The organism is Stenotrophomonas sp. 8(2023) (assembly GCF_030345295.1).
Lineage (GTDB): Bacteria > Pseudomonadota > Gammaproteobacteria > Xanthomonadales > Xanthomonadaceae > Stenotrophomonas > Stenotrophomonas muris.
On record NZ_CP128404.1, the window covers coordinates 590,749 to 610,871 of the forward strand.

17 protein-coding genes are annotated in these 20,123 nt (G+C 65.4%); 8 read left to right on the forward strand and 9 right to left on the reverse strand.

Features of this window, described 5'->3' with window-relative positions; genetic code table 11:
• Positions 1-7 precede the first annotated feature (7 nt).
• The 4 genes from QP609_RS02715 to QP609_RS02730 all read right to left on the reverse strand — a co-directional run bounded on the left by QP609_RS02715 (position 8) and on the right by QP609_RS02730 (position 6,033).
• The gene (locus tag QP609_RS02715) at positions 8-1,414 is read right to left on the reverse strand and encodes a UbiA family prenyltransferase (protein WP_053494813.1); all 1,407 of its coding nucleotides are present in this window, start codon (positions 1,412-1,414) and stop codon (positions 8-10) included.
• Between the two features lie 106 nt (positions 1,415-1,520).
• A complete protein-coding gene (locus QP609_RS02720) occupies positions 1,521-4,202 on the reverse strand; it encodes a sulfatase-like hydrolase/transferase (RefSeq protein WP_053494799.1) in 2,682 nt (893 codons plus the stop codon).
• Positions 4,203-4,348: 146 nt separating this feature from the next.
• On the reverse strand, positions 4,349-5,287 hold the full coding sequence (locus tag QP609_RS02725) for an electron transfer flavoprotein subunit alpha/FixB family protein (RefSeq protein WP_014645853.1): 939 nt from the start codon (positions 5,285-5,287) through the stop codon (positions 4,349-4,351).
• Positions 5,287-6,033: an electron transfer flavoprotein subunit beta/FixA family protein gene (locus QP609_RS02730; RefSeq protein ID WP_014035896.1), complete on the reverse strand. Its 747-nt coding sequence runs from the start codon at positions 6,031-6,033 to the stop codon at positions 5,287-5,289. Before QP609_RS02730 ends, QP609_RS02725 begins: the two co-directional genes overlap by 1 nt.
• A 247-nt stretch (positions 6,034-6,280) precedes the next feature.
• Here QP609_RS02730 and QP609_RS02735 point away from each other — a divergent pair, with 247 nt between their 5' ends.
• From QP609_RS02735 to rfbD, 5 genes are all read left to right on the forward strand, one after another.
• Entirely contained in the window at positions 6,281-7,498 is a 1,218-nt protein-coding gene (locus QP609_RS02735) for a hypothetical protein (protein WP_111205544.1), read from the forward strand.
• Positions 7,499-7,566: 68 nt separating this feature from the next.
• The gene (rfbB, locus tag QP609_RS02740) at positions 7,567-8,622 is read left to right on the forward strand and encodes a dTDP-glucose 4,6-dehydratase (protein WP_111205543.1); all 1,056 of its coding nucleotides are present in this window, start codon (positions 7,567-7,569) and stop codon (positions 8,620-8,622) included.
• Positions 8,623-8,636: 14 nt separating this feature from the next.
• The gene (gene rfbA, locus QP609_RS02745) at positions 8,637-9,524 is read left to right on the forward strand and encodes a glucose-1-phosphate thymidylyltransferase RfbA (protein WP_053494803.1); all 888 of its coding nucleotides are present in this window, start codon (positions 8,637-8,639) and stop codon (positions 9,522-9,524) included.
• On the forward strand, positions 9,521-10,078 hold the full coding sequence (gene rfbC / locus QP609_RS02750; protein WP_053494804.1) for a dTDP-4-dehydrorhamnose 3,5-epimerase: 558 nt from the start codon (positions 9,521-9,523) through the stop codon (positions 10,076-10,078). Before rfbA ends, rfbC begins: the two co-directional genes overlap by 4 nt.
• Positions 10,075-10,968 (forward strand): dTDP-4-dehydrorhamnose reductase, encoded by an 894-nt coding sequence (gene rfbD, locus QP609_RS02755; protein WP_111205542.1) that lies wholly within the window; start codon positions 10,075-10,077, stop codon positions 10,966-10,968. Before rfbC ends, rfbD begins: the two co-directional genes overlap by 4 nt.
• Positions 10,969-11,070: 102 nt before the next feature.
• On the opposite strand, the gene QP609_RS02760 is transcribed toward rfbD, so the two are convergent.
• Complete coding sequence (locus QP609_RS02760) at positions 11,071-12,474, reverse strand: mannose-1-phosphate guanylyltransferase/mannose-6-phosphate isomerase (RefSeq protein ID WP_053494806.1); 1,404 nt, start codon at positions 12,472-12,474, stop codon at positions 11,071-11,073.
• A gap of 13 nt (positions 12,475-12,487) precedes the next feature.
• A complete protein-coding gene (locus tag QP609_RS02765; RefSeq protein WP_053494807.1) occupies positions 12,488-13,834 on the reverse strand; it encodes a phosphomannomutase/phosphoglucomutase in 1,347 nt (448 codons plus the stop codon).
• Between the two features lie 657 nt (positions 13,835-14,491).
• Here QP609_RS02765 and QP609_RS02770 point away from each other — a divergent pair.
• Entirely contained in the window at positions 14,492-15,223 is a 732-nt protein-coding gene (locus QP609_RS02770) for a CoA transferase subunit A (RefSeq protein WP_053494809.1), read from the forward strand.
• Between the two features lies 1 nt (position 15,224).
• Positions 15,225-15,854, forward strand: coding sequence for a CoA transferase subunit B (locus tag QP609_RS02775; protein WP_169412128.1), 630 nt, complete (start codon positions 15,225-15,227; stop codon positions 15,852-15,854).
• 30 nt (positions 15,855-15,884) lie between these two features.
• On the opposite strand, the gene QP609_RS02780 is transcribed toward QP609_RS02775, so the two are convergent.
• Complete coding sequence (locus QP609_RS02780; protein ID WP_197621841.1) at positions 15,885-17,777, reverse strand: glycoside hydrolase family 99-like domain-containing protein; 1,893 nt, start codon at positions 17,775-17,777, stop codon at positions 15,885-15,887.
• A gap of 118 nt (positions 17,778-17,895) precedes the next feature.
• Here QP609_RS02780 and QP609_RS02785 point away from each other — a divergent pair, with 118 nt between their 5' ends.
• A complete protein-coding gene (locus tag QP609_RS02785; protein WP_197621840.1) occupies positions 17,896-18,483 on the forward strand; it encodes an alpha-ketoglutarate-dependent dioxygenase AlkB in 588 nt (195 codons plus the stop codon).
• Positions 18,484-18,558: 75 nt separating this feature from the next.
• Here the strand turns inward: QP609_RS02785 and QP609_RS02790 are convergent, their stop codons facing one another.
• Both QP609_RS02790 and QP609_RS02795 read right to left on the reverse strand, forming a co-directional pair.
• Positions 18,559-19,200, reverse strand: coding sequence for an ABC-type transport auxiliary lipoprotein family protein (locus QP609_RS02790; protein ID WP_014645864.1), 642 nt, complete (start codon positions 19,198-19,200; stop codon positions 18,559-18,561).
• Positions 19,197-20,123 carry an MlaD family protein gene (locus QP609_RS02795; RefSeq protein WP_014645865.1) on the reverse strand — a complete coding sequence of 309 codons (927 nt, stop codon included), beginning with the start codon at positions 20,121-20,123 and terminating at the stop codon, positions 19,197-19,199. Before QP609_RS02795 ends, QP609_RS02790 begins: the two co-directional genes overlap by 4 nt.

The following is a 20,123-nucleotide window of genomic DNA, read 5'->3' on the forward strand; positions in this document are numbered from 1 at the left end:
GGAGGCATTACCAGTGGCGTGTCGCCGCCATTACGATGATCAGCCCGGCGAGGCCGACGCCCTGGCTGACGCGGTCGCGCGCTGCGAACACGATGGGGTCATCATGCATGTCGCCCCGGTGGGCGACAAACCAGGCACGGCTGATCCAGTACAGCAGCACAGGACAGAGCAGCCAGAGCACTTGGGGCGTGGCGTACAGTCTGAGGCTGTCAGGGCTGTTGATGTAGAGGGCGAAGACCAGAACGCCGATGTAGCCCGCAGCTGTCCCGAATGACTGCACCAGCGGCAGATCGGCCACGGAGTATCCGCGACCGGAGGCTTTCTGCTTTCCCTGCGTTGCAGCCGCGGTTAGTTCGGTATAGCGCTTGAGAAGGGCAAGGCTGAGGAAAATGAACATCGAGAACGCGAGCAGCCAGAATGACCGTGGCGAATCGATTGCAAAAGCGCCGCCGATGATCCGCACGGTGTAAAGCGCCGCCAACACCACGACATCGATCATCACGATGCGCTTGAGCGTGAACGAATAGGCCAGGGTCGTGATGAAGTAGATCAGCAGGACCAGTGCAAACGCAGGACTTGTCCACAGCGCCAGTGCGAAACCGGCCAGTGTCAACAAGGGGGTGGCGACCAGGCCATGAAACAGGGGCAAGGTTCCGGCCGCGAATGGTCGCTTCCGCTTCCGTGGATGCTGCCGGTCTGGCGCCAGATCCAGCAGGTCGTTCAGCAGGTAAACGCCGGATGCGCACAGGCCGAAGGCAAGGAAGGCGAGCGCCGCGTTTACTACGGCTTCTGGTTCGAACAGACGGTGCGCGGTAAGCAGTGGAACCAGTACCAGAAGGTTCTTCAGCCACTGGTACAGCCGCAGGGCCTTGATCCAGGTGCGGAGCCCTCCGGGCTGTCCAGGCAGGTGGTCGATCAACCGGGTTTGCGCGCGGGCCTGGTTTGCCAGCGATCCGGTGGCGTTGACGACGACAGCACCTGCGGCGTGCTTCCAGACCGGCAGGTCAACGCGGTGGTTGCCAAGATAGTCGAACCCCCGTTCCCCATAGCGCTCGACGAGGGCTTCAGCCTTGGCGTGCCCGGCCAGATTGCGGGCCCCATCGCTGGCGATGACCTCGTCAAAAACGCCGAGATGATCGGCGATCGGCTGGACCAACAGCCGGTCCGAGGCGGTGCACAGGACACGCGGACGCTGCGGCGTCGCGCGCAGCATGGCCACGACACGCTCATCGTATGGCAGGGTTTCAACCTGCAAGGCCACCCGGGAAGCGAGCTGGCGCTTAACATAGGCCTTGCCGCGCAGCAGCCAGAACGGTACCAGCAAAGCAAACAGCGGGTTGCGCGCCAGCAGGGCCAGCAGTGATTCGTACAGCAGGTCGCTACGCAGCAGCGTCCCGTCCAGATCGACGCACAGGGCTGCTCCCGGCGTCAACTCACCGGATCCAGCCGGTACATCATTGTGATGCGACATATGCCGCAGTTCCCCTCATCCAATAGTGCGGGGAGTATACGAGGGGGAGTTACATTGCGACAGATTCAGGTACCAGCGCGGGGGCGTGAAGGCAGCGCATCCCGGGACAGGCTGGAGCAGCCGGTTGAGCCGTCGCAGCCGGGGCCAAGTGCAGACGGTGCAGGGTAATCAGCTCGCAGTCCTCCGTAGCGCAGGTCGTTTGTCCAGGCACCAGCGTCAAGGTGAGCTGCCCGCCGGCGGCGCTGGACAGGCCTGCCAGGTCGATGGGGTATTCACGCGTCCCTGCTTCGATCTGAAGCAAGCCGAGCGGGGCGTCGTTGGCCAGCACCGTGAGCTCGCGAGGTGACTGCGCCGACAGTGAAAGGACTGCCTGCAGCCGGGCGGGCTCGGATGGCAGGCGCAGTCGTAGCGAGGCGGCCGCGCCACGAACGCTGCGCCCTTGGGGAGAGGGACCGTGCCAGCCACAGGAAATGAAACGATTGCTGGCATCGGCGCTGAAATCCACCGACGATCCCACAGGCAGTGCCTCGTAGGCAGGCAGCAGGGTATAGCCATCCAGTCGCACCGCAGCGTCTGGCGATACGCCGACACGGACTTCAGCCAGGGGCAGGTCTTCAGGGAATACATACCTGGCTTCCAGCATCGTCCCGTCACGTCCATCGGCCGTGTCCAGCAGCGCATGGCGGTCGTAGGTCTGTGCCCCGTAACTGGCAACGACGTCGGCCCAGGCACCGTTGGCGGGGTGGGCCACGCCCTGCAGGCTGAGGGTGTAGTTGCCTGCGCACAGATCCTGGTAGGCGCCATAGGCCAAGGTCCCTTCCGCACCCTGCGAGAACAGCTTTCCATCCATCGCTTCACCGACGATCGTATGGCTCGCATCGAAGTGGGTGCGGATGATGAAATCGTTGCGCAGCTGGGATGCCGGGGGCGCTTCGCGTGCAGCCTGCAGCAGTTCCGGCACCAACGCGCCGGCCTTGAGCGATTGTTGTGACACCACGCGAGCCGTTCCGTCAGCGCTCCCCCACAGGCACCACTCATCGGCGGGCTGCCGTTCGTCGAACGCAAAGCAACGATCAATGTAGAGGACCTGCTGGGAATCACCGCCGGCCAGAAGGTGGCCAGAGCGGATGCCGTTCGTGCCAAGCTGGGCAATTCGGCCGCGGTCATCGGCAGCGATGGCCAAGGGCGGAGTCAGCGTCTGCTTACCCAACTGGATGACGCCATCCACCAACTGCAGGTGATCGTCGATCCGGCCCAGCTCCCATAGCGTGCTGGAATAGGCCATGAAACCTGGCAGGTGGTCCTCGCTGGCATCTGGTTCCCGACCGGGTCGGACACTCAATGAAGTACCTGCGCCCTTCACGGAAAGCTGTGAGCGGCCAAAGCCGAGTGCCACTCCCCCTTGCAGGGCATCAAGCAGTGAGGCGCCCGTATCGAGGGTGGTCGCGGGTCGATCAACCTGCCTCGCGCGCAGGTCGCTGCCGAACATGAGAAGAAGGTTGCTGCGATCAGCATCTCGCAGCAGGTCGGCAATGTCGTTGGGCAGGGCCAGATGGTCCGATGCAACAACAATGATTGTATTGCGAGCGTAGGGACTGGCGCGGATGCGGCGTACGAAATCAGCAACCAGTCGGTCCGAGCAATGGATTGCGTCGAGCATCGGCCTGCGCTGGCCAAGCCCCTCATAGGCGACATCGAGGCAGGCATGGGGGATGTGTCCGCTTGGATGATGTGTATCCAGAGTCAGGCCGACGAGGGCGAAAGGCGTGGTCTGCTGCGAGAGCGCAGCGAAGCGGTCCCAGAGCGCATCCAACAGGACATCATCGTGGACGCCCCATGGCGAGAAACGGTTGTCGCCCAGCTTCAGGCTCTTGAAATAGGAGCGATCGCGTACCGTGCCGAAGCCGTGGCTGGCGAGGAACTGTCCCTTTCCAGCGAAATCAGAAGCGGCGCCTCCGATGAACTCGACGTCGTATCCGCGCTCGCGCAGGTGATCGGTCAGGCAGTACGCGCCAGGCAGGAAGCGGCCGATGCTTGCATAGCCATTGGCGTCCTGGCTGAGGGAAAGGGGGACGCCGCACAGGGAACTGACCATGCCGGCGATCGTCCACGTGCCGCCTTCGCGCGAGTCCACGTGCCGGAAATCCACGGCCTCGCTGCGCAGCTTGTTCAACTCTGGCGCAAGGCCAGGGAATCGCGACTCATCGAGATAGGTGCGCTCGAAGCTTTCGGCGTAGAGAATCACCACGTTGCGGTGATTCCCGAGCGGGGCGTCGGGACGTACGTACTGGTCCCCTTGTGCCGGTGCAAGACGTGCCTGCCGATCCTGGCGTACCAGTGTCGCGACGTCGTAGACGATCGGATTGAAAACCAGCGTCGCCAGCAGAGAAGCCGCGAACAGGGGACCGGCGGGTGCCCACCTCCGTGCCGAATGCAGGCGGGGCATGAAAGCGAGGGCCAGGCATGCCACCAGTGCTGCCGAAAGCAGGCCGATGGGCAAGCTGAAATCAGCGGCGCCTGCGCCGCGCATGCCTGCGCGCAGATGATAGATCACGGCGTAATCGATGCCGTTGCCACTGAGTGCATCAATGAAAAGCCAGATCGCCAGCAGTGCTCCGCAGAGCGCAGTGACCAGCAGCTTCCATCGCTGTCCATGTGTGCAATGTCGCGCAAGCAACGCGAGCATTCCGATCCATGCCGCAAAAAACAGGCATTTCATCGCCATCTGCATTCTCTCCCTCCGGTTGGAGCGATGGGAGGGGAAATGCTACAGAATCAAGACAGCGCAAAAGGCGTGTTGCAATATGCCGACATGTTTTGACGAGTGGCAGGGTGGGCAATGTCTGCCCACCCTGCGAGTTGCTACGCAGGTTTCGACTACAGCGCCTTTTCCAGCTCCGGCAGGATTGCAAACAGATCGCCCACCAGGCCGATATCGGCAATCTCGAAGATCGGCGAATCCGGATCCTTGTTGATCGCGACGATCGTGCCGGCATCCTTGATACCGGTCAGGTGCTGGATGGCGCCACTGATGCCGACGGCCACGTAAAGTTCCGGGGCGATGATCTTGCCGGTCTGGCCGACCTGCAGGTCGCTGGGCACGTAGCCGGCATCAACCGCAGCGCGCGAGGCACCGACGGCGGCACCGAGCTTGTCGGCCAGCTGGAAGATGACCTTGAAGTTCTCTTCCGAACCGACACCACGGCCACCGGAGACCACGCGCTTGGCGCTCTGCAGGTCCGGGCGGTCGCTGGCACCAGCGGCGAGGCCGACGAAGCGGGTGTGGGTCGGCAGGGCAGCATCGACGCTGGCCGCCTCGATGGTCGCGCTGCCGCCCTGGGCGGCTTCCGGCCACGAGGCGGCACGCACGGTGGCGACCACGATCTGGTCGGCCGGGGCTTCCACGGTGATGATCGCGTTGCCGGCGTAGATCGGGCGCTTGAAGGTGTGGCTGCCTTCAACGCTCATCAGGTCGGAAACCTGGTTGACGCCCAGCAGGGCGGCCACGCACGGCATCAGGTCCTTGCCGAAGGTGGTCGACGGGCCGAACACGTGGGTGTAACCCTTGGCCAGCTGCGCGATCTGCGGTGCCAGCACCTGGGCGATGGCCTGCGCGTTGGCAGCGTTGGCCACGGTCAGGACCTTGGCGACGCCAGCGATCTTCGCGGCCTCGGCAGCCACGGCAGCCGGATCGGCGGCCAGCACCAGCACGTCGATGCTGGCGCCGCTGATGGCGGCAGCAGCGCTGACGGTCTTGGCGGTGGCGGCGTTGAGCTTGCCGTCGTGGTGCTCGGCGATGACGAGAATCCTGCTCATTACAGCAACCCCTTCTGCTTGAGTGCGGCAACCAGTTCGGCCGCGTCCTTGACCATCACACCCTTGCTGCGCTTGGACGGCGCGGCGTACTGGGTGGTCTTGAAGGTGTCGGCGGCTTCAACGCCGAGGTCGGCCAGCTGCAGGGTCTCCAGCGGCTTGGCCTTGGCCTTCATGATGTCCGGCAGCTTGATGAAGCGCGGCTCGTTCAGGCGCAGGTCGGTGGTGACCACGGCCGGCAGATCGACTTCCAGCGTTTCCAGGCCGGCGTCGACTTCGCGGGTCACCGTGGCCTTGCCGTCGGCAATGTCCAGCTTGCTGGCGAAGGTCGCCTGCGGGCGCCCCCACAGCGTGGCCAGCATCTGGCCGGTCTGGTTGGCGTCGTCGTCGATCGCCTGCTTGCCCAGGATCACCAGGTCCGGCTGTTCCTTCTCGATCAGCTTGAGCAGGGTGCGCGCGGCGGTCAGCGGCTGGATGGCCTGGTCGGTGACCACATGGACGGCGCGGTTGGCGCCCATGGCCAGGCCGTTGCGCAGGTGCGCCTGGGCATCGGCCGGGGCGATGGTGGCGACCACGACTTCGCTGGCGATGCCCTTGTCGCGCAGGCGCAGGGCCTCTTCCAGGGCGATTTCATCGAAGGGGTTGGGGGACAGCTTGACGCCGTCGGTGACCACGCCGGAACCGTCCGGCTTGACCTGAATGCGGACGTTGTAGTCCACCACGCGCTTGTACGCGACGAGGATTTTCATCTGGTACGGGGTCCTTCAATAACGGAGAGAACGTCCGGTCCTCGCACAGCAACCGGTTCGGGGGTGGGACCCCGATTCTAACTGGCCTTTGTCGACCATGCGAATGCGTATGGTGAAACGGCGTCCTGTATCCACGTCGCCTGAATGGCTACTCTAGCGGCCGGTTCCGCTGCCCCGCCACATGCCTTCATTGACCTCGCCCCCTCCATACCGCCTGCTGCTGGCGATTGCCGTTGCTGGTGTGGCCATGCGCCTGCTGTTCGTGCAATGGATCCCCTTGCAGCCCGTTGCCGATTTCGGCCGCTATCTGGAGGTTGCCAGCAGCGTTGCCAGCGGTGGCGGCTTCCGGATTTCAGGCATTCCCTATGTGTCCCAGCCTCCGTTGTACCCCGGAGTGCTCGGCGCCTGGTTCATGCTCACCGGCGTGAACGTGGGCGCGGGCAAGATTCTCAATGTCCTGCTCTGGGCCGGCACGCTGGTTTCGTGGGTCGGTCTGGGGGTGCGCCTCCAGCTGCGCCCGGCCTGGCAGGTTGCCTCTCTGGCAGTGCTGGCATTCCATCCGGCGCTGGTCGCCTACAGCAATGTACTGGGTACCGAATCGCTGTCACTGTTCCTTGCCGTGTTCGGCATGCTTGTGGCGGTCGTGCGTTTTCCGGGCCGATGGCTGCTGCTGGGAGCCGTGCTGGCACTTACCGCGTTGAACCGGCCACAGATGCTGCCGTTGCCGGGAGCCGTGGCACTGGCGTTGCTCCTGCGTGATGGGATGCGCATCGCCACCTGGCGGCGGATCAGCATGGTGGTGCTGGGTTTTCTGCTGGTACTGGGGCCGTGGACCCTGCGCAACGCAGTTCTTTTCGGCCAGTTTGTGCCCGTCAGTGCAAACAGCGGGTATGTGCTGATGGTCAACAACAACGATGCCAATGCGCATGGCGGGTGGATGCCCTTGAAGGATGTCCCCCTCCAGGCTGACGACAAGGCCCGGTTCGCCGATGCTGGATTTCCCCAAGGGTTCTTCAGCGGAGAAAGCGAGGACTGGAAGCTCCGCCACTGGACGCCTGCGGCCGACGTGATTGGCTCAGCAATTGGCCGCCGTTGGATTTCCGAACACCCCGGCCGCTTCCTGGAGTTGGCGCTGCTGCGCGTGCGCGGATCGTTCGATGTCGGCAGCCTCCTGCATTGGCCGTTCCTGGAGAGAGGCGGTGCTCCGGTGTGGCTGGGTAGGTTGACGCTGGCACTCAACATTGCGTTGACGGCCTGGACGATGGTTGCGCTGCTGCGCATCTGCCTCCACCTGCGCCGCTGGCAGCCCGTTCATTGGCTTGCCGTGGCCACACTTGGCCTGGGAATGGTGTCGATCCTGCTGTTCGAGGGGCAGGGACGCTACCTCCTGCCACTGGTCCCAGGGGCGCTGTTCATCATTGCCGCCGCGGGCAGGCTACGCTTGCCCAGCCGGATCAACGCTTGATATCCCGTGGTCCTCCGAACCCTTCGCTGCAGACACGTCCCAACCCGTACCAATCAGGAGAACAGGTAGTGCCCACATGGCTCGTCACCGGCGGTGCCGGATTCATTGGCGGTAACTTCGTTCTCGAGGCCGTCGCACGCGGCGTCAAGGTCATCAACCTCGATGCACTGACTTACGCCGGCAACCTGAAGACCCTGGCCAGCCTGGACGGCAACCCGCAGCATGTGTTCGTGCAGGGCGATATCGGCGACAGCGCGCTGGTCGCCCGCCTGCTGACCGAGCACCAGCCCGATGCAGTGCTGAACTTCGCCGCCGAAAGCCACGTGGACCGTTCCATCGACGGCCCAGGCGCCTTCATCCAGACCAATGTGGTGGGCACCCTGGGTTTGCTTGAAGCGGTACGCGACTACTGGAAGGCGCTGCCGGCCGAACAAGGGGCGGCCTTCCGCTTCCTGCATGTGTCCACCGATGAGGTGTATGGCACCCTGGGCGAGACCGGCAGGTTCAGCGAAACCACCCCGTACGCCCCGAATTCGCCGTACTCGGCGTCGAAGGCCGCTTCGGACCACCTGGTGCGTGCGTTCCACCACACCTACGGGCTGCCGGTGCTGACCACCAACTGCTCCAACAACTACGGCCCGTATCACTTCCCCGAGAAGCTGATCCCGCTGGTGATCGCCAAGGCGCTGGCTGGCGAACCGCTGCCGGTGTACGGCGATGGCAAGCAGGTGCGCGACTGGCTGTTCGTGTCCGACCACTGCGAAGCGATCCGCACCGTGCTGGCCAAGGGCCAGGTCGGCGAGACCTACAACGTCGGCGGCAACTCGGAAAGGCAGAACATCGAAGTGGTGCAGGCGATCTGCGCACTGCTGGACCAGCGCCGTCCGCGCGAGGACGGCAAGCCGCGCAGCAGCCAGATCACCTATGTCACCGACCGTCCTGGCCATGACCGCCGCTATGCGATCGATGCTTCCAAGCTGAAGAACGAGCTGGGCTGGGAACCGGCCTACACCTTCGAGCAGGGCATCACCTTCACCGTCGACTGGTACCTGGACAACCAGGACTGGGTCAACGGCGTGCTCGACGGCAGCTACCGCCTGCAGCGCATCGGCACCACGGACTGAACCCAGGAGACACCATGACCCAGCGCAAGGGCATCATCCTCGCCGGTGGCTCCGGCACCCGCCTATATCCAATCACCAAGGGTGTCAGCAAGCAGCTGCTGCCGGTGTACGACAAGCCGATGATCTACTACCCGCTCAGCGTACTGATGCTGGCGGGCATCCGCGAAGTGCTGATCATCAACACCCCGCACGAGCAGGCGCTGTTCCAGCAGTTGCTGGGCGACGGTTCGCAGTGGGGAATGGACATCCAGTACGCGGTGCAGCCGAGTCCGGATGGCCTGGCCCAGGCCTACCTGATCGGCCGCGACTTCGTGGCTGGCAAGCCGAGCTGCCTGGTGCTGGGCGACAACATCTTCCACGGCCACGGCCTGCGCGAGGTGCTCAAGCGTGCTGACGAGCGCGTGCACGGCTCGACCGTGTTCGGGTATTGGGTCAATGACCCGGAACGGTATGGCGTGGCCGAGTTCGACCAGGGCGGCAAGGTGATCGATCTGGTGGAGAAGCCGGAAAAGCCGCGCTCCAACTATGCGGTGACCGGCCTGTACTTCTATGACGGCAAGGCCTGCGATTACGCGGCCGAATTGAAGCCGTCACCGCGTGGCGAACTGGAGATCACCGATCTCAACAAGCGTTACCTGGCCGAAGGCGACCTGCACCTGGAGGCGCTCGGCCGTGGCTATGCGTGGCTGGATACCGGTACCCACCAGTCGCTGCTGGAAGCATCCAACTTCATCGAGACGATCCAGACCCGTCAGGGCCTGCAGGTCTGCTGTCCCGAGGAAATCGCGTTCGGCAAGGGCTGGATCAACGCTGGACAATTGGAAGCGCTGGCCGCGCCGTTGATCAAGAACAGCTACGGTGAATACCTGCATAAGCTCGCCGTGCGTGGAGTCGTTCCATGAAAGTGATTGAAACCCGGTTGCCCGGCTGCGTGGTGATCGAGCCGGCGGTGTTCGGCGATGCCCGCGGTTATTTCTTCGAAACCTGGAACGCCGAGCGCTTCGCCGCGCTGGGCCTGCCGGACCGTTTCGTGCAGAGCAACGTGTCGACCTCTGCGCAGGGCGTGCTGCGCGGCCTGCATTACCAATGGCCGCGGCCGCAGGGCAAGCTGGTCAGCGTGCTGGAAGGCGAGGTCTACGACGTGGCCGTGGATATCCGCCGCGGTTCGCCGACCTTCGGCCAGTGGGAAGCGGTGGTGCTGAGCGCGGAGAACAAGAAGCAGTTCTGGATTCCAGAGGGCTTCGCGCACGGTTTCGCCGTGCTGTCCGAGCGTGCGGTGTTCAGCTACCTGTGCACCGAGGTCTACCTCAAGGACTTCGATGCCGGCGTGCGCTGGAATGACGCCGGCATTGCCGTGGACTGGCCGGTCAGCGCACCGACCCTGTCAGCCAAGGACGAGAACGCACCGTTCCTGAAGGACATTGCTGAAGATCGCCTGCCGGTCTACGTGCCATGACCGTGCTGGTGTTCGGTGGCAACGGGCAGGTGGGCCAGGAGTTGCTGCGCGCGCTGGCGCCGCTGGGGAAGGTGATTGCAACCACGCGCAGCGGCCAACTGCCCGACGGAAGTACCTGTGAAACGGCCGATTTCGGCCAGCCCGACAGCCTGCCGGCATTGCTGGACCGCGTGCAGCCGTCGCTGGTGGTCAATGCGGCCGCCTATACCGCAGTTGATCGTGCGGAGCAGGAGGTCGATGCGGCCTTCGCTGCCAATGCGCAGGCGCCGGGCGTGATCGCGCGCTGGTGTGCGGCGCATGGCGTGCCGTTCGTGCATTACTCCACCGACTACGTGTTCGACGGCCAGGGCAGCGCGCCCTACCGCGAGGACCAGCCGACAGCACCGCTGGGCATGTATGGCACCAGCAAGCGCGATGGCGAGGACGCGGTGCGTGCGGCCGGTGGCCGCCATCTGATTTTCCGCACGGCGTGGGTGTATGCATCGCACGGCGCCAACTTCCTGCGCACGATGTTGCGTGTGGGTGCAGAGCGTGACGTATTGCGTGTGGTGGCTGACCAGATCGGTACGCCGACGCCGGCGGCGCTGATCGCCGATGTCACCGCGCAGGCACTGCAGCATCCGGGCCAGCTGTCGGGTATCTGGCACCTGACCGCCAGCGGCCGGACCAGCTGGCATGGCTTTGCCGAGGCCATATTTGCCGAGGCGTTGGCCAGCGGCGTGTTGGCCAAGGTGCCGACGGTCGAGGCGATTCCCAGTTCCGAGTATCCGACCCCGGCCAGGCGCCCGGCCTGGTCGGTGCTGGACAACCGCAAGCTGCAGCAGGATTTCGGCGTCGTGCTGCCGAGCTGGCAGGATGGCCTGAAGCGGGTGATGGCGGAGCTGGCCTGACGGCCGTAGCGCCGGGCCAAGCCCGGCGACGCAGCGCTGCCGGGCCGATCAGGAACGGGTCAGAGCCCGTTGCGCAGCAACGGGCTCTGACCCGGGCAAACCTCAGCTGCGCCCGTAGGTATCCTCGAACCGCACGATGTCATCCTCGCCCAGGTAGCTGCCGGACTGCACTTCGATCAGTTCCAGCGGCAGCTTGCCCGGGTTGCGCAGGCGGTGGGTCACGCCCAGCGGAATATAGGTGCTCTGGTTCTCGCTGAGCAGGATCACCTCGTCACCACGGGTCACTTCAGCGGTGCCGCTGACCACGATCCAGTGTTCGGCGCGATGGTGATGCATCTGCAGGCTCAGCGTGCCGCCGGGCTTGACCGTGATCCGCTTGACCTGGAAACGCTCGCCGTTGTCGATCGAATCGTAGGCACCCCACGGGCGATAGACCTTGCGGTGCCAGGTGGCCTCGCTGCGGCCTTCGGCCTTCAGCTGCGCCACTACGGTCTTGACCTCCTGCATGCGATCGGCCTTGCCGACCAGCACCGCGTCGTCGGTTTCCACCACTACCACGTCATCCAGCCCGACCAGCGCCACCAGGCGCTGTGCGTAGGCATAGGTGTTGCGGCAGTCGATGGCAATCACGTCGCCCTGGTGGGCGTTGCCATCGCCGTCCTGCTGCGAGACATCGCGCAGCGCGGTCCACGAGCCGACATCGTTCCAGCCGGCATCCAGTGGAATCACCACGGCATCGGCGGTCTTCTCCATCACCGCATAGTCGATCGAATCGGACGGAACGGCAGTGAAGGCCTCCTTGTCCAGGCGGGTGAAATCGGCATCGCGACGCGCCTGCTGCCAGGCCTGGCGGCTGCCGGCGAGCATGGCGGGCTGGAAGCGTTCCAGCTCCTGCAGGTAGCGCGAGGCCTTGAACAGGAACATGCCGCTGTTCCAGTAGTACTGGCCGCTGCTGACGTAGCGGGTGGCGGTACCCAGGTCGGGCTTCTCGACGAAGCGCTCGACCGCGCGCAGGCCCTGGCCATCGGCGGCCTTGATATAGCCGTAGCCGGTTTCCGGGCCGGTCGGCACGATGCCGAAGGTCACCAGCTTTCCGGCTTCGGCGGCAGCGGCGGCAGCCTGGACGGCGCTGCGGAATGCAGTCTCGTTGTTGATCACATGATCGGAGGGCAGCACCAGCAGCAGCGCGTCGCCGCCGTCGCGGGTGGCTTCCAGCGCGGCCACCGCGATCGCCGGTGCCGTGTTGCGGCCGACCGGCTCAAGGATGATCGCGGCTGGCTCGGCGCCAACCTGCTGCAGCTGCTCGGCGGCAACAAAGCGGTGTTCCTCGTTGGCAATCACCAACGGGCCGCGCGCGGCAATCGGCGCCACCCGCTGCCAGGTGGCCTGCAGCATCGTCTGTTCGCTGGCCAGCGGAAGGAACTGCTTGGGATAGGCTTCGCGCGAAAGCGGCCACAGACGGGTACCGGAGCCACCGGACAGGATGACAGGCTGGATAGTGCTCATGGCCTTCCTTTGATTATTTCTGCAGCAGGGAGGAAATCTCGTCGGTACGCGCCTGCATCAATGCAGCGTCTCCCCGCGATTCCACATTCAGGCGCAGCAGCGGTTCAGTGTTGGAGCTGCGCAGGTTGAAGCGCCAGTCGCCGAAATCGGCGCTGACGCCATCGGTGTAGTCCAGCGCGGGCGACTGCGCGGCGAAGTGTTCCATCACGCGTGTGACCGCAGCCTTGGCATCGGCAACCTTGAAGTTGATCTCACCGCTGCAAGGGTAGGCGGCCATGCGGTCTTCAACCCAGTCGGCCAGCGAGCGGCCGCTTTCGGAGACCAGCTGGGCGATCAGCAGCCACGGAATCATGCCCGAGTCGGCATACGCGAACTCGCGGAAGTAGTGGTGGGCGCTCATCTCGCCGCCGTACACGGCATCCTCCGCGCGCATCTTTTCCTTGATGAAGGCGTGGCCACTCTTGCACAGCACTGGCACGCCACCGGCCTGTTCGACCATCTCCACGGTGTTCCAGACCAGGCGGGGGTCATGCACGACCTTGCCACCCGGATGGTGGGCGAGGATTGCCTTGGCCAGCAGGCCGACCAGGTAGTAGCCCTCGATGAAGCGGCCGTTGTGGTCGAAGAAGAAACAGCGGTCGAAATCGCCATCCCACGCAATGCCGAAGTCCGCGCCATGTTCGCGCACGGCGTCGGCGGTGGCGGCGCGGTTTTCCGGCAACAGTGGATTGGGAATGCCGTTGGGGAAGCTGCCGTCCGGTTCGTGGCAGATGCGGATGAACTCGAACGGCAGGTGCGGTGCCAGCAGGTCGACGATGGCACCGGCGCCGCCGTTGCCGGCGTTGACAACGATCTGCAGTGGCTTGAGCTTGCTGGTGTCAACGTAGCTCAGCAGGTGCTGGATGTAGGCGCTCTTGTCATGCTGGGCGATCTGGCCGGCGCAAGGCGGCTGTGCCGCGGATGAATCGGCGGCGACCGCATCGGAGATCGCGAACAGGCCGGTATCGGAGCTGATCGGCCGGGCGTTCTCCTTGACCAGCTTCATGCCGTTGTAATCCATTGGATTGTGGCTGGCAGTGACCATCACCCCGCCGGCAGCCCCCAGGTGATCGGTCTGGAAATAGACCTCCTCGGTGCCACACAGGCCGATGTCGATGACTTCGCGGCCGGCACCGCGCAGGCCGGCCGCCAGCGCGTCCTGCAGCGCGGGGCTGGTCAGGCGGACGTCGTGGCCCAGCACCACCGGGCCCGGAGCGAGCTGTGCATTCAGGGCCGTGCCGATCCGGCGTGCCAGGTCTTCGTTCAGTTCTTCCGGCACGCGGCCGCGGATGTCATAGGCCTTGAAGGCGGGCAGGGGCATCGGTCAGATCCAATGTGAGCTTAGCCACTGATTGTAGCCTTTGTCCTGTATGGGAATCGTTTCCATTCCGCAACTCCCGGTGATTGGCTGAGGGTATCGGGTACGCGGGGGCGCCCGTACCGCTTGGCAAGCGGGTAAACGGCCGCTGGCTGGGCGATCACGGCCAGGCCAGCCTGCGTCAAGTGGCCGGGAGCCAGCAGCAGCCCCAGGAGTTCCTGCCACTGGCAGCCAAACGCGATCACGCCGTTGCTGGCGTACTTGACGTGGCGGAGCAGGACCGGCGGGCGATGGCCGGACGCGGACAGCTGCAGGGATGACGCAGGCTTGTGGCGCGGTTGCTTCCCCCCGCCAGGAATTTCTGGCCGAGCATTTCACCCTGGCGACGCGCCTGTCGCCGCATGGCTGCGTGCCGCGACATCTGACAGGCAGCGTTCACCCTTTTCCAGCGGCCACGCGTCCGTCCCGCGAAGCAGGCCCTCTTCGTTGCAGGTCCGGGCCATCAGTGCGGGCGAGCCGGGCGCCGCGCCCACCACCGGCAGGAGAAACCCCCATGCAACGCAGCCCTTGGCGATGCCTCGGCAATGCTGCGGCGCATCCAGCTCTTTCGTTGCCTCCGGCTAGAATGCGGTCATCCTCAACGTGCAGGGCAGTAGAGCAATGCAGCAATCGACTTCCGGCGGAAAGCGCGGCAAGCGCTTCGCCAGTGCGACGGAGGCCCTGCAGGGGGTGGTCGCCGATGGACAGACCCTGGCCGTGGGCGGCTTTGGCCTGTGTGGCATTCCCGAGGCGCTGATCGCTGCGCTGCGCGACAGTGGCGTCAAGGGCCTGACCGTGATCTCCAACAATGCCGGTGTCGATGGCTTCGGACTGGGCCAGCTGCTGGAAACCCGGCAGATCAAGAAAATGATTTCGTCCTACGTGGGCGAGAACAAGGAATTCGAACGGCAGTTTCTGGCTGGTGAGCTGGAGCTGGAGTTCAACCCGCAGGGCACATTGGCCGAGCGCCTGCGTGCCGGTGGTGCGGGTATTCCGGCGTTCTTCACTGCCACCGGCTATGGCACGGTGGTTGCCGAGGGCAAGGAAACCCGCGAGTTCGACGGCAAGCACTACGTGATGGAGACGGCGCTGCGCGCCGATGTGGCACTGGTCAAGGCCTGGAAGGCCGACGAGGCCGGCAACCTGGTGTTCCGCAAGACCGCACGCAACTTCAACCCGGCCTGTGCGATGGCCGGCAAGGTCTGCATCGTGGAAGTGGAGGAGGTGGTGCCGGTCGGTGCCATCGACCCGGACCAGGTGCACCTGCCAGGCATCTATGTGCACCGCATCGTGCACAACGCGCATCCTGAGAAGCGAATCGAACAGCGCACCATCCGCGCGGAGGGCAACTGACATGGCGTGGACCCGTGACGAGATGGCGGCACGCGCCGCCCAGGAGCTGATCGATGGCGCCTACGTGAACCTGGGCATCGGCCTGCCGACGCTGGTTGCCAATCACATTCCCGAAGGCGTGGATGTGTGGCTGCAGTCGGAGAACGGCCTGCTCGGCATCGGCCCGTTCCCGACCGACGCTGAAGTCGACGCGGACCTGATCAATGCCGGCAAGCAGACGGTTACGGCGCGTGCCGGTGCCAGCTACTTCGGCAGCCACGACAGCTTCGCGATGATCCGCGGTGGCCATGTGAACCTGGCCATCCTTGGCGCCATGCAGGTCACCGACACGGGTGACCTGGCCAACTGGATGGTGCCCGGCAAGATGGTCAAGGGCATGGGCGGGGCAATGGACCTGGTCGCCGGCGTGCAGCGCGTTGTGGTGCTGATGGAGCACACTGCCAAGAACGGCGAGCACAAGATCCTGGCCGAATGCACGCTGCCGTTGACCGGCGTGGGCGTGGTCGACCGCATCATCACCGATCTGGCGGTGTTCGACGTGACTGAAAAGGGCCTGTTGCTGGTGGAGGCCGCGCCGGGTGTCAGCGATGAAGAGCTGAAGGAAAAGACCGGCGTCGCGTTCCGGCGTTGAGGACAATGATGTTGCCGCGCAGCGCCAGCCTCAGGGTTGGCGTTGTGCGCCTCCGACGACGTAGCCGGCGTTGGCAACAAGGTCCGGCAGCAACTGCATGACCGGATCAAGTGCATTGTCGTTGTCCAGCTCACTGGGATAGCAGTGCGCATCCAGCAGTGACCGCAACGCCGACGCCCGCAGCCACATCGTGCCTGCTGTCTGCGGTGTAGGGGCGTCGGCCATCCCAAGCCGCGCCGCCCAGCGGAGATGACGGCGTGTAACGGCGACGGCCTCCGGAGTGGATGCCGCGAACATGCCCAGCGCAGGTTGCTCATCGAACTGTTGAAGCACAGCGTCGAGATCGGCCGTTCCTGGTAGCTGCGGTCTTGCCTCGCCGCTTCCGCGGAGGTCCAGCCAGCAGGCCAGCAACGATGGATCCGGACCAAAAGCCTCCAGGACCTGCACGATGCTGGACAGGGCATTGCCCGCATGGCCGATGATATCGACCGCAGCGTCATGAGGGCGCTGCGCCATTGGAATGAAAACACGGTAGCTCACGCCCAGGCCGCTGGCGGCCTCGCAAGCTGTAGCGATCAGCCCGGGATCATCAATGAGAATCAGCAGGCAGGCCCGCAGGGGGCCGGCGGGCGAAGCCGGGGACAGCGCTTGGCGCGTCGCGTCAAGCCAGGCATGCCCAAGCCGGGCATCCGGTTCCAGCACCGCGCCTTCGGCCCATTCGTTCCAGGCATTGATGAAGACCATGCGTTGGCGCGCAGGCGCCAGGGCCAGGCGTTCATGGATCGTGGTGCGCAACCAGTCGCGGTAGCCACGGGGTGAGGCGTGCAGGTACACGCGGCCGCGGCCGGAACGACGCGCCTCGTTGTCCCAGCCCGGGTTCACGCCGGGATAGAGCGGATAATCCGGAAGCGGCCGCGCTGCGATTTCTGCAGCCAGTTCGCGCCAGTCGCGTACATCGCCATTGAAGGCAGGATTGAGCAGCCACTGCTGTGCCGACAACGAGCGCGGGTTACTCATGTTCGGCGGGAATTCGACGGCGGCATCAAAGCCGATATCGCGCGGATCCGGTCGCTCGAAGCCTTGGACGTAGGCCAGGTGGATCTCGCCCACGCCGTTGTCGCGGCACCAGCGGCGCCAGCGCTCGGCAGTCGCCCGGGCGTCGGGCAGCAGGTTCGGGCGATAGACCAGCAGCATCGGCCGACCCTCGACCTTCAATGCACGGCGGTCGCGCAGGTAGGGCGCGACATGTGCGATGAAGGCCAGATCGTCCTCTGCGCTGTGCTGCTGGCCGATCAGGATGTCGTCGTCGCGGCCGTCCCAGCGTCGTGCCCAGTTCTCGTTGGCCCAGCACAGGCAGAACGGCAGGTCGATGCTGTCATCGGCCAGCCATTGACGCAGCGGGTCCTCCATCAGGGTGCGGCCGCTGAACCAATAGTAGTAGAAGCAGAATGCGCCGATGCCGTACTCCGCAGCCAAGCGTGCCTGGTCACGCATCACCTGCGGGTTGCGCAGGTCATAAAAGCCGAGGTCGGCCGGCAGGCGGGGTTGGATGTGACCCTCGAACTGCGGCAGGGCGCGGGTGACGTTGCGCCACTCGGTAAAGCCCTTGCCCCACCAGGCGTCGTTCTCCGGGAAGGTATGGAACTGCGGCAGGTAGAAAGCGACCAGCGTCGCCGGCATGGGTGACGGCAATGCTCCCTCACGCCATGGCACGTGGCCGATCGCCGGTTCATCGGCACGCCAGCGCAGCTGGGCACTGGCGCGCGCGCCCCCCTCATCCTGCTGCCCCTTGGGGGGCGGCGGCACCCAGTCGCCATGCCGTGCCAACAGCCGGGTGCGCAACCGGTCGCGCTGCGCCTGCGGCAACGGCAAGGCCCGGAACACGGCGCGCAGCAACGGGAACAGCGACTGGCGCAGGCTCATCGGGCGAGGCCTCGCGACAGCGGGCGGTAGGACGGAATCAGCATCTGGGCAACGGTCATGGCGCCATTTTCGGTGCTGGCGGCCATGACGGCAAACGGCGGCGTGCTAGCGTGTGACCATGCTGTTCCCCCACGACCTGCCCGATGCCGATGTCCTGCACCTGCCGGGATGGCTGGCTGCGGCCGAGGCCGACCAGCTCCTGTATTCGCTGCAGGCCGAAGTGCCCTGGGAAACCCATCGCATCCGCATGTTCGGCAACTGGGTGGACTCGCCGCGGCTGAGCTGCTGGATCGGCGACCCGCAGGCCCGCTATCGCTATTCCGGTGCCGAGTTCGTGCCGCGCCCCTGGCCGCCGGTGTTGCAGGCCATGCGCGGGCGCCTGGAAGCCGAAGGCCACGGCCGCTTCAACAGCGTGCTGCTGAACCGCTACCGCGGTGGCGGTGACTACATGGGCTGGCACAGCGATGACGAGCCGGAGCTGGGTCCGGCCCCGGTGATCGCGTCGCTGAGCCTGGGCGCGGCGCGCCGATTCCTGCTGCGACGCCGCGACGACCCGGCACGCAAGGCTGAATTCGTGCTGGGCCACGGCGACCTGCTGCTGATGGCCGGACAGACCCAGTGCTTCTACCAGCACGCGCTGCCGAAGATGGCGCGGGTGCACGGCGAGCGGATCAACCTGACCTTCCGTTGGATTTCGCCGCGTTGACGAAGAAGGGGTCAGGTCCCTTTCCGGCCGGAAAGGGACCTGACCCCGTAACCACATGCCCGGCGAATGCTGCGATCAGCGCGCAACGGTCGGCTGGTCGGCCTGCCCGCTCTGCAGCGTCCAGCCCACCACGTCCTGCGCCAGCTGCTGCAGGCCACGCTCGAACGCGGCGGTCACCGCCGGTACGTCGGTGCTGCCGACCGGCTGCGCCTGGCGGAAGGTGCGGTCAGCGACCACACGCTGGTCGGCGACATGGATCAGCTTGGCGTTGACCTCGATCACCACGGTGGGCGTGGCCTGGCCCTGGTAATCCGATTCGAAGCGGCGCACATCGGTGGACAGCTTGTAGTCGGCGCGGATGCCGGCGGTGCTGCGGGCCACGCCGCGGATGCGGCCGGAATCCTCGAAGCCACGCAGCAGGGTGTCCTCGATCATGTCGGTGGCCGGCTGCGCCCAGCTGGCGCCCTTGTAGATCTCAAGCTGCGACGGTGTCGGCCGCACATTGATGCGCGGGCTGTCGACCATGCGCGCGGCGCTGGGCTTGGCCAGTACCAGCTGCCAGCTGGCCTGCGGCCACGCCGGGTCCGCCTTGACCTGCACGGACGGCGAGTACAGCGTCACCGCGGTTTTCTCGCTGCTGCCGAGGATGGAGCAGCCCCCCAGCAGGGTGACCATCGAAGCGGCCAGCAGCAGGCGCGGAAGGGTGGTCGGGCTCATTTGGGTTCGAACTCCTTCGGTGCGTCGCGGCCCAGCAGGTAGCGCGCGGGGTTGTTCTCGAGGCGGTCGCTGACCCGGCGCAGGTCGCGGATCAGGCCGCGCAGTTCGGTCAGCGTCGGGCCCAGCTGGCCGAGGCCATCGTTGGCGAAGCTGTTGATCGCGGCGCGGTTCTCGCCAAGGATCGAATCGGCGTTGCCGGCGGCCGAGTCGAGCTTGGCCAGGGTCGCGTCGAGCTTGTCGATGATGCCAGGCAGCTGCTGCACCAGGTTCCTGTCCAGGCGCTCGATGGTGCCGTTGGTGGTCTTCAGCGTGGTGTCCAGGCTGCGGGCGGCATCGCGCGCGCTGAGCAGCAGCGCCTGCGTGCCCTGGTCACGGTCGGCCAGGCCGCCGCTGATCGTCTCCAGGTTGGCCAGCGTCGCGTTGATCGAGGCCACGTTGCGGTCGCTGAGGATCTGGTCCATGCGCTCGACGATGCGGTTGGCGACGTCGGTGATGTTCTGCAGCGCAGAGGGCGTGGTCGGGATGATCGGTGCCGGGTCCTTGTTGACCGTGGTCAGCGCCGGCGACTGCGGCGTGCCGCCGCTGAGCTGGATGATCGACGGGCCGGTCAGGCTGGTGATCGCCAGCTTGGCGCGGGTATCGGTCTTGACCGGCGTGTTGGAGTTCAGGCGGATGCGCGCGACTACCTGGCGCGGGTCGTCCGGCACCAGGTTCAGTTCGGTGATCGAGCCCACCGCGATGCCGTTGTACTGCACCGGGCTGCCCACCGACAGGCCGGTCACCGCTTCGCGGAACACCACGCGGTACTCCTGCCAGGTACGGTCGGAGGAGTATTTGGCGGCCCACAGGCCAAAGGCCAGCAGGGCCAGGCCGGTGATCAGGGTGAACGCGCCGATCAGCACGTAGTTGGCTTTGGTTTCCAT

Coding starts and splice junctions, on each gene's coding strand:
- QP609_RS02780 (WP_197621841.1), bottom strand. CDS start 17,777: ATGAGCCTGCGCCAGTCGCTGTTCCCGTTGCTGCGCGCCGTGTTCCGG.
- QP609_RS02775 (WP_169412128.1), top strand. CDS start 15,225: ATGGCGTGGACCCGTGACGAGATGGCGGCACGCGCCGCCCAGGAGCTG.
- rfbA (WP_053494803.1), top strand. CDS start 8,637: ATGACCCAGCGCAAGGGCATCATCCTCGCCGGTGGCTCCGGCACCCGC.
- QP609_RS02735 (WP_111205544.1), top strand. CDS start 6,281: ATGCGCCTGCTGTTCGTGCAATGGATCCCCTTGCAGCCCGTTGCCGAT.
- QP609_RS02770 (WP_053494809.1), top strand. CDS start 14,492: ATGCAGCAATCGACTTCCGGCGGAAAGCGCGGCAAGCGCTTCGCCAGT.
- rfbD (WP_111205542.1), top strand. CDS start 10,075: ATGACCGTGCTGGTGTTCGGTGGCAACGGGCAGGTGGGCCAGGAGTTG.
- rfbC (WP_053494804.1), top strand. CDS start 9,521: ATGAAAGTGATTGAAACCCGGTTGCCCGGCTGCGTGGTGATCGAGCCG.
- QP609_RS02760 (WP_053494806.1), bottom strand. CDS start 12,474: ATGAGCACTATCCAGCCTGTCATCCTGTCCGGTGGCTCCGGTACCCGT.
- QP609_RS02785 (WP_197621840.1), top strand. CDS start 17,896: ATGCTGTTCCCCCACGACCTGCCCGATGCCGATGTCCTGCACCTGCCG.
- QP609_RS02795 (WP_014645865.1), bottom strand. CDS start 20,123: ATGGAAACCAAAGCCAACTACGTGCTGATCGGCGCGTTCACCCTGATC.
- QP609_RS02720 (WP_053494799.1), bottom strand. CDS start 4,202: ATGCAGATGGCGATGAAATGCCTGTTTTTTGCGGCATGGATCGGAATG.
- QP609_RS02765 (WP_053494807.1), bottom strand. CDS start 13,834: ATGCCCCTGCCCGCCTTCAAGGCCTATGACATCCGCGGCCGCGTGCCG.
- QP609_RS02730 (WP_014035896.1), bottom strand. CDS start 6,033: ATGAAAATCCTCGTCGCGTACAAGCGCGTGGTGGACTACAACGTCCGC.
- QP609_RS02790 (WP_014645864.1), bottom strand. CDS start 19,200: ATGAGCCCGACCACCCTTCCGCGCCTGCTGCTGGCCGCTTCGATGGTC.
- QP609_RS02725 (WP_014645853.1), bottom strand. CDS start 5,287: ATGAGCAGGATTCTCGTCATCGCCGAGCACCACGACGGCAAGCTCAAC.